The organism is Hyphomicrobiales bacterium (genome assembly GCA_002869065.1).
Taxonomy (GTDB): domain Bacteria; phylum Pseudomonadota; class Alphaproteobacteria; order Rhizobiales; family Rhodobiaceae; genus Rhodobium.
Map to the genome: position 1 here is coordinate 619813 of PKTR01000002.1, position 12504 is coordinate 632316.

A 12504-nucleotide genomic window follows, 5' to 3' on the forward strand; every position below is an offset into this window, starting at 1 on the left:
TTTGTTTTGGAAACATTACCGAATTCCAGTTTACAACGTCTTAATCCGGAAAAATTGTGATACATTTCAAACTATATGGAAATAATCGTTCGCATTTCGTACTAAATGAAACTTTCCGTCTACTGCGACAGCTTGTCTGCAACTTACCCGGAAGCATGCTACCTATTTGGCCCTCCGCGTTTTTGTCTCGGGCAACGCCGACGCAGCGCACAATGGGAAACAACCGGCCGCCGCGGACCGGCTCCCGACCGCCGCGCACGGCCCGCGGACCGTGCTGCGCCGCCGGCGCAGACAAAACCGGTTGCCCCGCAAACCGGATTTCCCGGCAGCGGGTCGGGGCGGCGGTGACGGGCGGCGGTGACGGGCGCGCTTGAACCTCGGCCGGTCGCGTCCCATATTTCCCCCTAACGGGCCATGCCCGCCGACGGATGCCAATTCGGGTCCGTATAACAAGGTCGCTTCGAGAGAGGACTTTGGCATGTCACGCCTATCTACGCTTTCAAGCCCGTTTCTGCTCGGCTTCGAGGATATCGAACGGGTTCTTGACCGGGTTTCCAAGGCCACCAACGACGGCTACCCGCCCTACAATATCGAGCGGCTGGCCAAGGCCGACGGTTATGGCGAAACCCTGCGCATCACGCTGGCGGTCGCCGGCTTTACCCGCGACCAGCTCGACGTGACGATGGAAGAGAACCAGCTCGTCATTCGCGGCCGACAGACGGAAGAAGGCGATCGCGAATATCTGCATCGCGGTATCGCGGCGCGACAGTTCCAGCGCACTTTCGTGCTGGCCGAGGGCATCGAGATCCTCGGCGCGGACCTGAAGGACGGCCTCCTGTCGATCGATCTCGCCCGCCCCGAACCGGAGCGGGTGGTGCGCAAGATCGAGATCACGGCGCACGACTGATGCCGTTCGCCGCGCCGGGAGACGACCGGCCAGGCGACGCAACAGCCGATCAACAAGCGACCAATCGGCGGCATGGCGAGGAGGAGTGAGTGATGATGAATATGGACATGAAGACCCAGGTGATGCCGGTCGACGCCTTTGCCCTGCTCGGCGACGGCGAAGTGGCCTATGTGCGGGCGATCTCGTCGGACGAACTCGGCGAGATGTTCCCGCAGGCGCCGCGGCTCGAGCCGGGCCTGAAGATCTGGGCGCTGCTCGGCGCCGACGGCAACCCGATCCTGTTGGCGGACAGCCGCGAGGCGGCGGAAGCCAATGCGCTCGAGCATGAGCTGGTGACGGTCAGCGTGCACTAAACCAAACAACCGCCCGCCGCCTTCAGCCGGTCTGAAAAACCAAAGGCCCGACACCTTCAAAGGTGCCGGGCCTTTTGATTCATGCTCTCGATTGCCCTGAGAGGGGCTCAGGAGCCGCTCAGGCGGCGTTTGAGGCCTGAGGCTGGGTCAACAGCGCGAACAGGGCCGCGGCATCCGCAGTGTCGCGCAGCTTGCCGACTGTTGCGCCATCACGCAGCACACGGGCGATCCGCGACAGCGCCTTCAGATGATCGGCACCGGCCCCCTCGGGCGCCAAGAGCAGAAACACCAGATCGACCGGCTGGTCGTCGAGGGCCTCGAAATCGATCGGCCGGTCGAGCCGCGCGAACAGGCCGACCAGACGGTCGAGCGTCGGCAGCTTGCCGTGCGGGATGGCGATACCGGCGCCGACGCCGGTCGAGCCGAGCCGCTCACGCTGCAACAGCGTGTCGAAGATATCGCGCTCGCTGAGACCCGTAAGGTCGGCAGCACGTCCCGCGAGATCCTGCAGGGCCTGCTTCTTTGAGTTCACCTTGAGCGCGGGAACAACCGATTCCGGGCTCAGAAGGTCGCTGAGATCCATGTCTTCCGTCCAATTCTTGCCGACATCGGCCAAGGCCGATACCGCATTTTCGGCACGAAACAGAAGCGTGTCAGGCCTGGGGAGCGCCAAGCGCCGGGTCGATCCAGCCGACATGGCCGTCGGGACGGCGATAGACCACATTCAGATTGCCGCTGCCGGCATTGCGGAACATCACCACCGGCGCATCGACCAGTTCGAGCTGCATCACCGCCATGCCGACGGTCATGGTCTTGATGGCGGTCGAGGTCTCGGCAACGATGACCGGCGCGAAGTCGGCCTCGAGCTCCTCTTCCGGTTCCGGCGTCGCGAAAACCGTGTAGGCGGCGGCGGCTTCCTCACGGGCAGCACTGTTGCCGTTGTTGTGGTCTTTCAGCTTGCGCTTGTAGCGGCGAAGACGCTTTTCGATCCGGTCCGCGGCCTGATCGAAACCGAACTGGGTTTCCTGACCGACACCGGAGGCCTGGAGAACAATGCCGGTGTCGAGATGTACCGTGCAGTCGCTGCGGTAGCCGGAGCCTTCCTTTTCGAAGACGACGCTGCCCTTGAAGCCGCCGTCGAAATATTTGCCGACGGCTTCTGCCATCCGGTCTTCGACGTTGGACCGCAACGCGGCATTGATATCGACGTTCTTGCCGGTAATCGTGACTGTCATCAGTTCCTCTGAATTCTAAGAAACGCGCCGCCCTGGCCCGCGCCCACTCTCAAATACCGGCGCATCCGGCGGAAACTTCCGGGCAGATTGCCCTCGGCGCTACCGTAGCGCCTTTTTCGTGATTGCGGCGGGTCTTCTAAGACCGCGCGCGCGCGAAGTCAACGACGGGTTTTCTCCCGGTCCCGGGCGGTTTCCACCACCTTACGGCTAAGTCCGTACCATCGCACGCTTTTCCCGCCTGCGCTGGACGGACGAGGGAATGCGCATCGCCTCACGATATTTCGCCACCGTTCGGCGGGCAATATCAATTCCCGACTCCCGAAGAATTTTCACGATCGTGTCGTCGGAAAGAATCTTGCGCGGGTTTTCCTCGTCGATGAGCTGGCGGATACGGTGGCGGACCGCTTCCGCGGAGTGCGCGTCGCCGCCCTCGGCGGAGGCGATCGCCGAGGTGAAGAAGTATTTCAGCTCGAAGATGCCGCGCGTCGTCGCCATGTACTTGTTCGACGTGACGCGGCTGACGGTCGATTCATGCATGCCGATGGCCTCGGCCACGGTTCGCAGATTGAGCGGCCGCAAATGCTGGATGCCGTGCACCAGGAAGGCGTCCTGCTGGCGCACGATCTCGGTCGACACCTTGAGAATGGTCTTGGCACGCTGGTCGAGGCTCTTGATCAGCCAGTTGGCGGTCTGCAAGCACTCGTTGAGATAGGCGCGCGTCTTGGCGTCACCGCTGCCGAGCGTGACGTCGGCGGCGTAGGTCTGGTTGAGCAACACCCTGGGCAGCGTGTCGGTGTTGAGTTCGATCCGCCAGCCACCATTGCTCGCGGGGCGCACCAGCACGTCGGGCACGACCGGCTGCAGCACTTCGTTGCCGAACGCATTGCCGGGCTTGGGATCGAGGCGGCGGATTTCCGCGACCATGTCGCCAAGATCCTCGTCATCGATGCCGCACAGCCGTTTCAAGGCCGGGAAGTCCCGCTTCGCCAGGAGATCGAGATGGGCGATCATCGCCTGCATCGCCGGATCGTAGCGGTCGCGCGCCTGGAGCTGCAGGGCGAGACATTCGGCGAGCGAGCGCGCGGCGATGCCGGCCGGCTCAAGGCTCTGCACCTCGGCAAGCACGGCCTCGACTTCCTCAACGTCGGAGCCGAGGCGCTCGGCGACGGTTTCAAGGTCGATGCGCAGATAGCCAGCCTCGTCGAGACTGTCGATCAGAAAGAGGCCGATCAGGCGGCGAGCCGGATCGTGGATCACCATCGCCAATTGTTCGGCGAGATGGTCGCGCAGAGAAATCGCTGATGTCGCAAAGGCTTCGAGGTCATAATCCTCACCGCCCCCACCCCGTCCGGAGGATGTCATCCAGGGATCGCCGGCAAGACTGCCGGGGTCCGGGATCACCGCCGGATCGTCGGGATAGACATCGCCGAGATCGACGTCCAGTTCACCGGTGACCTTTTCCGCGGAGTCGTCGAGACCGGCGGCGAGCACTTCGGAGGTCTCGACCTGATCGGACCCGTCGGTATCGCCGGACGAACTGTCGACGCCCGTGCCGACAGCCTCGCCGCTTGCCGCTTCGGAGTCGCGCTGCGAGCGAGCGTCACCACTGTCACCGTCGCTGTCGCGGGTCTCGCGGACGCCCTCGTAGCCGTCGTTTTCCTCGTCGCGCTCGAGCAGCGGATTGCGCTCCAGCTCGGCCTCGACATAGGCGCTCAGATCGAGGTTGGACAATTGGAGCAGCTTGATCGCCTGCATCAACTGCGGCGTCATTACCAGCGACTGCGTCGCTCTGAGCTCCAGTCTGGGCGTTAAGGCCATGGTTCGCGCAAGGATCCCGACACAATTGGTCCGTTTCTTGCTTATTACCTTAGCCGACAGTTCCAATCAAAGGGTAAATCGTTCACCAAGGTAAAGCCGGCGCACATCCGGGTTGGCGACGATCTCGTCGGGGCGACCCTCTGTGAGCACGTGGCCACCGGCAATGATGTAGGCGCGATCGATCAGCCCGAGCGTTTCGCGCACGTTGTGATCGGTGATGAGAACGCCGATGCCGCGCTGCGTCAGGTGGCGGACGAGCACCTGGATATCGCCGACGGCGATCGGGTCGATACCGGCGAAGGGTTCGTCGAGCAGCATGAAGGACGGCCGGCTGGCCAACGCGCGGGCGATTTCGACGCGGCGGCGCTCACCGCCCGACAGCGCGATCGACGGCGAATGGCGAATGTGGCCGAGGCCGAATTCCTCGATCAGCGATTCCAGCGATTCGCGGCGGCGAAAACGGTCGGGCTCGACCACCTCAAGCACGCCGAGAATGTTCTGCTCGACGTTGAGGCCGCGAAAGATCGAGGCTTCCTGCGGCAGATAGCCGATCCCGAGCCGGGCGCGGCGGTACATCGGCAGATGGGTGATGTCGTAGCCGTCGAGCTCGATGGTGCCGTGGTCGGGGCGGATCAGGCCGATGATGGTGTAGAAGACCGTCGTCTTGCCGGCGCCGTTGGGTCCGAGCAGGCCGACCGATTCGCCGCGGCGCAGCGACAGGCTGACCTCGCGCACCACCTGGCGGCTGCCATAGCTCTTGGCGATCGTTGTAACGGACAGGCGGTTTTCACCGTCGCCCGCGCCGTTTCGCGGGTCTTCCGCCCCGTCCGCGCCATCGGCCCAGCGCGATGCCGCAGCGGCACCCTTGCGGACATCCCTGGCGGCGCGCTTTGCGCCCTGGCCGAAGCCGGAAAGAAGCGAGCGGAGCTTCACGAAGACTACCCCGAATTGACACGGTTGTTGGTGATACCGCCGCTTTCCGGCGCTGTCGAGCCGCTATCGGGTCCGGCACGGCATGACGTCACGGCAGGAAAGCGGCCGGCCGCGGCGGCGCGTATCGAAAGACCGCGTTACCGCCGTCAGTTTTTCTTCAGGCTCTTCGGCTCGATCAGCATGCGGACGCGGGAGGTGCCGCGAAAACGGGCTTCGCCGGTCTTCAGGTTGATCTCGAGGCGCTCGCCGGTGACCACATTGGCACCCTTCGACAGCACCACGGAGCCGGTCATCACCAGCCGCTGCGCCTTCATGTCGAATTCGGCCGTCTCACCGGTCGCCGTCTGATCGCCGGAGGTGACGACGACGGTGCCGCCGGCGACGAGCCGCGAGATGTCCTGATTGCCGGCGCCGGGACGGCCGTCATAATAGATCCTGATCCGCTCGGCCTTGAGCACCGCGTTCTTCTGGCGGACATGAACGTTGCCCTTGAGGATCGCGACCTGCTCCTTGTCGCGCACCTCGAGCTCGTTGGCCTCGATCTGGATCGGATCGTTGCCGTTGGCGCCGAGCCCGGCAAAGGAATCCTGAAAGGTCTGCGCAGACGCGGCGCCCGCGGCAAGACCAATGGCTCCGGCCGCGAGGGCAAGGCAGAAGGCGCGGGCGAGCCGCGCGCGCGAGGTGCGGAAACCGGTCATGGCTTCTCCTGAACTGGGGCGGAGCCCGTGGCGCCGACATCGTCGGTCGCAATCTCAGAGGCGGACGGGGCTGCGGCCTCGCCCTCTTTGTTGCCGGACGCCCGCTTGAGCGCGGCAGGATTGATGGTCACGGTGATGCCGTCGCTGAACACGATCGCCTTGCCGCCATCCGTCACCGAAATCGCGCCGGCACGGATCTTCGCCTTATCGGAGGTCAGCTCGATCGGCGTCACGCTGACGACGGTACCGCCGCGCAGATCGACCTTGGCGTCGCTCAACGTCGCGCGGTAGCCGTCATTGGATTCGATCGCGATGCCGTCGCTCAGCGTCAGGCTTTCCTTTTCGCCGTCATAAGCGCCGACACCGGCGGTAAACGCCGCCCAGTTGCCGTCGCCGAGCTTGATGCGCGCATCGACTTTTTCGAGCCGCACCTGTTTGGGGTCGAGAATGCTCTGCACCGCACGCTCGGCGGTCACCTCGTAGGAGCGGTTCTTGCCGTCGTGCCCGGAGATGTGCGGGTTGGCCATGACGATGCCGTCGGAGCTCAATTGCAGCGCACCGATGTCGAACCCCGGCGCAATCGCCGAGACCAGCATGGTGACCGCTATGCCGGCGACGATGACGCCACCGGCGATCGGCAGCACGACCTTGAGGCGGCGAACACGGCGGCTGTGGCGGGTCGCCTGGCGACGGGCGGCCTCGCGGCGGACGACTTCATCGTCTTCCCATGCCCCTGCCCGGTTCGCTTTCAGCGTCGTTTCGACCGCCACCGTTTCCAATCCCGCCTGACGCCGGCAAAACTCCCCGCCGGACGCACGTCGTTACCGGCCGAAAAGGCCGCGTCGACGTTGTTGCCGTACAATATGATGCTTTTCGGGCAAATCCCAAGGGGTGGGCGCCTGCAAGGTCCGGGACCGATGCGCGACGCCGGATCAGGAATGCGCGAAAATGTCCTCGTCCGGCCAGCCGGCCAGATCGAGCAGCGCCCGCGTCGGCAGGAAATCGAAGCAGGCTGCTGCCAGCTCGGTGCGTTCCTCGCGCGCCAGCATCTCTTCGAGCCGGGCCTTCAGCGCATGCAGATGCAGGACATCGGAGGCGGCATAGGCAAGCTGCGCGTCGGTCAGCGTCTCCGCCGCCCAGTCCGAACTTTGCTGCTGCTTCGACAGATCGACGCCGACCAGCTCACGGGTGACGTCCTTCAGCCCGTGCCGATCGGTGTAGGTGCGCACCAGACGCGAGGCGATCTTGGTGCAGAAGATCGGCCGGGTGACGACGCCGAAGGTCTTGTAGAGCACGGCGACATCGAAACGGGCGAAATGGAAGATCTTGGTGACGTCGGGATCGCTCAGCAGCCGCATCAGGTTCGGCGCCTCGGTCTGGCCGCGGGCAATCTGGACCACATCCGCGGTGCCGTCGCCGGGCGAAAGCTGGACCACGCAAAGGCGGTCGCGATGGGGGTTGAGCCCCAGCGTTTCGGTGTCGATGGCAACGGAATCGCCGTAGCGGGAAAGGTCGTCGAGATCGCCCTTGTGGAGACGGATGGTCATCGCTCTGTGCCCGGATCGTGGCGCCGGGAAGACCATGCGGCCGTCTCGACAGCGTTTCGGCAATCCGGCCGGTCAGGGACAGCCCCGCGACGGCCGAATGGTTCGTCGGTTCGAACGAGGTCCGAACCGATCAGCGCAGAAACCGTCGTTCGAGGGAAAGTGGCGCGCCGGAGAAGATTCGAACTCCTGACCCCCAGATTCGTAGTCTGGTGCTCTATCCAGCTGAGCTACCGGCGCCAACCTTTCGGGCGGAAGAGGCTAGGCCTCGAATTCCGGGGGCAGGAACCCCTGCTTTTTAGCGTCTGCGGCACGCTTACGGCCCCGCAAACCGGAACGCTTCCGAACGGTGGAGAACTAGGTATCGCCTTGCGCCGGCGATTGCAAGGGTGATTTTTCACAAAACCGACACGACGGCGGGGTCGCAGCGGACCGGCGTTTCGTCCGCCCCGTCCGGGCCTTATCCGGCCAGCCGGTCGAGCACGGAGCCGAGGAAGCCGGCGAGATCGTCGGTGACGAATTCGATATGCGGATCGGAACGGCCCTCGAGTTCCCAGTCCTCGCGAAACACCTCCCGCGTGCCGCCCGGAACGACGAGCACGGTGCGCATGCCGACATCGTGCGGCACGACGAGATTGCGCGGCAGGTCCTCGAACATGGCAGCCGCACGCGGGTCGATGGCGTGGCGGGCGAAGAAGCGGTCGTAGGTTTCGCGGTGCGGCTTCGGCAGCAGATCGGCGGCGACGATGTCGAAGATGTCGTCGAAATGGTGGGTGATGCCGAGTCGTTCGGCGACCTTTTCCGCGTGCTTGGTGGTGCCGTTGGTCATGATGAACTTGCGGCCGGGCAGCCGCGCGATGGCATCGCCGAGGGCGGGATCTGCTTCGACCGGCGAGTGGTCGATATCGTGGACATATTCCAGGAAGCCGTCGGGCGATATCTCGTGTTCGATCATCAGCCCGCGCAGGGTCGTTCCGTAGCGCCGGTAGTAGTCCTTCTGGATGCGGTGCGCCTCGTCGGCCTCGACGTCGAGCAGGCGCATAAGATAGGTGCGCATGCGCACGTCGATCTGTGCGAACAGGTCCGAATGCGCCGGATAGAGCGTGTTGTCGAGATCGAAGATCCAGTCGGTGACCGGCCGGAACAGCGCCAACGCGCGCAGATGCTCGTCCGGCGCCGTGCCGGCGTCTTCTTTCTCCGATGTCGTCATCGCACCTACCGCCGGATCAGCGTGCCGACGCCATGCTCGGTGAACAGCTCGAGCAGCACCGCATGCGGCACCTTGCCGTTGACGATGACGACGCCCTCGACGCCGCGCTCAAGCGCCTCGATGCAGGTTTCGACCTTGGGGATCATGCCGCCATGGATGGTGCCGTCGTCGATCAGGCCGCGCACGTCGGACACGCTGAGTTCGGTCAGCAACCGGCCTTCCTTGTCGAGCACGCCGGGGACGTCGGTGAGGAACAAGAGGCGCTTGGCGTCGAGCGCACCGGCAATCGCGCCGGCAAAGGTGTCGGCGTTGACGTTGTAGGTCTCGCCATCCTCGCCGGCCGCGACCGGCGCGAGCACGGGAATGATCTCGCTCTTGGCAAGCAGGTCGAGCAGCTCGCGGCGCACGGCTTTCGGCTCGCCGACGAAGCCGAGATCGACGATCTGTTCGATCGAGGACTCGGGATCGCGCACGGTGCGTTTCAGCTTCGACACCGTCACCATGTTGCCGTCCTTGCCGCACAGGCCGATCGCGCGACCGCCTTCGGCGCTGATCGCGGCGACGATTTCCTTGTTGATGCCGCCGGCGAGCACCATTTCGACGATCTCGACGGTTGCCTGGTCGGTGACACGCAGCCCGGCGCGGAACTCGCTCTTGATGTCGAGCCGCTTCAGCATGTTGCCGATCTGCGGGCCGCCACCATGAACGACGACCGGATTGACGCCGGCCTGGGCGAGCATGGTGATGTCGCGGGCAAAGGTCTTGCCGAGATCGGGATCGCCCATGGCGTGACCGCCGTATTTCACCACCACGGAGGTGTTGTCGTAGCGCTGCATGAAAGGCAGCGCCTCGGAAATCGTGCGGGCGCGGCGGATGAAGCTTTCCATGTCGGGGATATCTCGGGTCTTCATCACGTGGAACCTCCGCAGCGGAAATGGGTTGGCGACTCCGCGAGCCCGGCCGGGACAGGTGACCCGAAACAGGTGACAGCGCGCTTCGGGGCGCGCGGGATGCGGAGTGCTCGCTCTATAGCGGCTTTGAGAGAGGCGGGCAATTGCCACCGGCCGGGCGGGCGGCGCCGTGGCCGGGAGCCGTATCGCGTCCCGGTGGGCGGCACCGGGCGCGCATGACGGCGTTGGCTTGATACCGGGCTAGTCGTCGCTCGGATCGTAGCCGGCGGGCAGCGTGTGCACGATACCCTTGTGGCAGCTGATGCAGTGGTCGCCCTCTTCCTTCGCCTGCTGATGCTTGCGACGGGCGCGGCGGCTCTGCTCTTCCAGTTCCATCGACTCGAAGTCATGGCAGCTGCGGCAGTTCTTCGACTTCCGCTTTTCCATGTGACCCCAGACGCGTTCGGCCATGATCAGCCGGCGGGCGTCATATTTTTCCCGGGTGTCGATGGTGCCGAGCAGATGGTGCAGGACGTCCTTACTGGCCGCGATCTTGGCGATGTACTTGGCCGGGAAATCCTTCGGCACGTGACAGTCGGCACAGCCGACATGCACACCGGAGATGTTCTTGTGATGGAAGCTCTTCTTGTACTCTTCGTAGTTGATCTGCATCTCGTGGCACGAGGTGCAGAATTCGGTCGTGTTGGTGTAGTCGAGGGCGGCACTGAAGCCGACCATGACGCCGAAAAGCCCGAGTGAGGCGACAAGCAGCGACCCCAGGACCCTCGGTTTGGTGAGCCAATTCCACAGACGTTTCACGGCCCGCTCCCTATCCCGAAAAGTGGTGACGAGAGAGAGCCGCCCGCAGGTACCGACGGCACCGTACGGGACGGCTCTCGGGTACGACACGTCGGGTCACCGGCCCACAGATGAGTGCGGACCGGAACCCGGCGCCCGGGATCAGCCCCAGGTGTCCTTGCGGATGTTGTTGTACCAGCTGTGGGCAAAGGCGACTTCGCGCTTGCGCTGCTCGGCCGACGCATCCATCGGGGTAAGGCCACCGGCACCTTCGACACCGGCGATGACGTCCTTCTCGGCGTTGTAGCGGTAGACCGCGGCAACGGAGAAGCCATAGTCGGCACCGGCGATCGAGTAGCAGGTGTTGACGTAGGACGGCTCCGGCGCCTCGACACCGGCCAGCGCGGAGGCGATGGCAGCTGCCGTGACCTTGCCCTGCGAGTTGGCTGAATAGCCCGACTTCGGCATCGCGGTCGCGATCGAGGCGTCGCCGATGACGTGAATGCCGGCATGCTTCTTCGACTCGAAGGTCTTCTTGTCGACCGGGCACCAGCCGCTGTCGTCGGTCAGATCGGCGTCCATGGCGATCTTGCCGGCCTTCTGTGCCGGGATGTAGTTGATCACCGCCGGCTTGAAGGTCTCGAAGTCGGTCTCGACCGTCATCGCGGCCGGATCGATCTTGCTGACGCCGCCGACCTTGGAGAAGGTGTTCCAGGCGATCAGCGAGTTGTCGGTGTCGTAGCCGTACAGGTCCTTCCAGGCCTGCATGAACAGACCCTGCTTGGAGAACTTCTCCTTCGGGTCGAGGATCATCAGCTTCGACTTCGGCTTGTGCATCTTGAGGTAATGCGCAATCAGGCTGGCCCGCTCATACGGCCCGGGCGGGCAGCGGAACGGGTTCGGCGGCGCGATGATGCAGACGAGACCGCCGTCATCCATGGCTTCGAGCTGACTGCGCAGCAGCGCGGTCTGCTCACCGGCCTTCCAGGCATGCGGGATCTTGCCCGCATCGGCCTCGGTCGCGCCTTCGATCGTGTAGTTGAAGCTGATGCCAGGCGCCACGACGCAATGGTCGAAGGCAAAGGTCGAGCCGCCACCAACGGTCACGGTCTTGGCCGCGGGATCGATGCCCGTCGCCATGTCCTGGACGACGTTGACGCCGAGCGCCTTCAACCCGTCATAGCCGACGGAGATGCCTTCCAGCGTACGTTCGCCGGCCAGCACTTCGTTCGACATGAAGCAGGTGTGATAGACCGCGTTCGGCTCGATGAGCGTGACGTCGATCGCCGGGTTGGCGATCTTGAGGTAGCGCGCGGTGGTGGCACCGCCGACGCCGCCGCCGACGATGACGACCTTGCCACCGGCAGCGCGGGCAATCGACGGGATGCCGATCGTGCCGGCCAGCGCAGCCGCGCCGGACAGCTTGATGAAATTACGACGACTGAACGTGTTCATGAGTTCCCCCCGCGCTTATTTCTGGCTTCCGAAGAAATTGACCAGCGCGGCGATTCCCTCATCGCCATGCGTATCGACCAGTTCCTTCAGGTTGCGCTGTTTCTTGCGCCGTTCCTTGCTGGACAGCGCCTCGTTCTTTTCCAGATCGCGCGTGCCGGCGATCAGGTCGCGGATTTCGTGCTCCAGATACGGCATCATCTGGCCGGCCAGCGCCGGATAGTCCTCGGCGGCGAAGCCATTGTCCTCATGACAGCCCTCGCAGAGGTTGTCGTAGATCGCCTTGCCCTTTTCGGCGAGCGCGGCATCGGACCCCTGATCGAGAACGCGACCGAACGGTTTGGCGGCGAAAAAGCCGGCAATCAGTTCGATTTCCTCGTCGTTGTAGCCCTTGGCAATACGCTGCATGATCGTCGACGGGCGATCGCCTGAGCGGAACGCCTTCATGGTCTCGACCATATAGTCCTTGTTAGTGCCGCCGATGGTCGGCGCTGCCGGACCGTAGCTGGTTCCATCCGGACCGTGACACCCGTTACAGGTGTTGGCCAGAATCGACGCACGCATATCGTTGGCGCTAGCGGCGGAGCCTGCAAAAACCCCGATCAACGCCGCGAAAGCCAGCGTCGAAATATATTTCCCCCGACTGGTCATTTCTCCTCCACAACC

Annotated in this window: 14 protein-coding genes and 1 tRNA gene; 2 read left to right on the forward strand and 13 right to left on the reverse strand. The window is 64.1% G+C overall.

The window, feature by feature from the left end:
* Positions 1–478: 478 nt before the first annotated feature.
* Both C0606_06630 and C0606_06635 read left to right on the forward strand, forming a co-directional pair.
* Entirely contained in the window at positions 479–907 is a 429-nt protein-coding gene (locus C0606_06630) for a heat-shock protein Hsp20 (GenBank protein ID PLX37926.1), read from the forward strand.
* Positions 908–1008: 101 nt separating this feature from the next.
* Entirely contained in the window at positions 1009–1260 is a 252-nt protein-coding gene (locus C0606_06635) for a DUF1150 domain-containing protein (protein ID PLX38717.1), read from the forward strand.
* Positions 1261–1378: 118 nt separating this feature from the next.
* On the opposite strand, the gene ptsN is transcribed toward C0606_06635, so the two are convergent.
* From ptsN to C0606_06700, 13 genes are all read right to left on the reverse strand, one after another.
* The gene (gene ptsN / locus C0606_06640) at positions 1379–1843 is read right to left on the reverse strand and encodes a PTS IIA-like nitrogen-regulatory protein PtsN (protein PLX38718.1); all 465 of its coding nucleotides are present in this window, start codon (positions 1841–1843) and stop codon (positions 1379–1381) included.
* A gap of 70 nt (positions 1844–1913) precedes the next feature.
* On the reverse strand, positions 1914–2495 hold the full coding sequence (raiA, locus tag C0606_06645; protein ID PLX37927.1) for a ribosomal subunit interface protein: 582 nt from the start codon (positions 2493–2495) through the stop codon (positions 1914–1916).
* A gap of 207 nt (positions 2496–2702) precedes the next feature.
* On the reverse strand, positions 2703–4313 hold the full coding sequence (gene rpoN, locus C0606_06650) for an RNA polymerase sigma-54 factor (protein PLX37928.1): 1611 nt from the start codon (positions 4311–4313) through the stop codon (positions 2703–2705).
* Between the two features lie 66 nt (positions 4314–4379).
* The gene (gene lptB, locus C0606_06655; protein PLX38719.1) at positions 4380–5093 is read right to left on the reverse strand and encodes an LPS export ABC transporter ATP-binding protein; all 714 of its coding nucleotides are present in this window, start codon (positions 5091–5093) and stop codon (positions 4380–4382) included.
* A 299-nt stretch (positions 5094–5392) separates the two neighbouring features.
* Positions 5393–5944, reverse strand: coding sequence for a lipopolysaccharide transport periplasmic protein LptA (locus C0606_06660; GenBank protein ID PLX37929.1), 552 nt, complete (start codon positions 5942–5944; stop codon positions 5393–5395).
* Positions 5941–6723 carry a hypothetical protein gene (locus tag C0606_06665; GenBank protein ID PLX37930.1) on the reverse strand — a complete coding sequence of 261 codons (783 nt, stop codon included), beginning with the start codon at positions 6721–6723 and terminating at the stop codon, positions 5941–5943. The genes C0606_06660 and C0606_06665 overlap by 4 nt, the downstream gene beginning before the upstream one ends.
* Before the next feature lie 153 nt (positions 6724–6876).
* On the reverse strand, positions 6877–7491 hold the full coding sequence (locus C0606_06670; GenBank protein ID PLX37931.1) for a ribonuclease D: 615 nt from the start codon (positions 7489–7491) through the stop codon (positions 6877–6879).
* Between the two features lie 160 nt (positions 7492–7651).
* Positions 7652–7728 (reverse strand) — tRNA-Arg (locus tag C0606_06675).
* Between the two features lie 220 nt (positions 7729–7948).
* Complete coding sequence (locus tag C0606_06680) at positions 7949–8698, reverse strand: pyrimidine 5'-nucleotidase (protein ID PLX37932.1); 750 nt, start codon at positions 8696–8698, stop codon at positions 7949–7951.
* A 5-nt stretch (positions 8699–8703) separates the two neighbouring features.
* Entirely contained in the window at positions 8704–9585 is an 882-nt protein-coding gene (gene argB, locus C0606_06685; protein PLX37933.1) for an acetylglutamate kinase, read from the reverse strand.
* A 264-nt stretch (positions 9586–9849) separates the two neighbouring features.
* Positions 9850–10407: a butanol dehydrogenase gene (locus C0606_06690; protein ID PLX37934.1), complete on the reverse strand. Its 558-nt coding sequence runs from the start codon at positions 10405–10407 to the stop codon at positions 9850–9852.
* A 141-nt stretch (positions 10408–10548) separates the two neighbouring features.
* Positions 10549–11841 (reverse strand): cytochrome C, encoded by a 1293-nt coding sequence (locus tag C0606_06695; GenBank protein PLX37935.1) that lies wholly within the window; start codon positions 11839–11841, stop codon positions 10549–10551.
* Positions 11842–11856: 15 nt separating this feature from the next.
* Positions 11857–12402: a cytochrome c4 gene (locus C0606_06700; protein PLX38720.1), complete on the reverse strand. Its 546-nt coding sequence runs from the start codon at positions 12400–12402 to the stop codon at positions 11857–11859.
* Positions 12403–12504 lie beyond the last annotated feature (102 nt).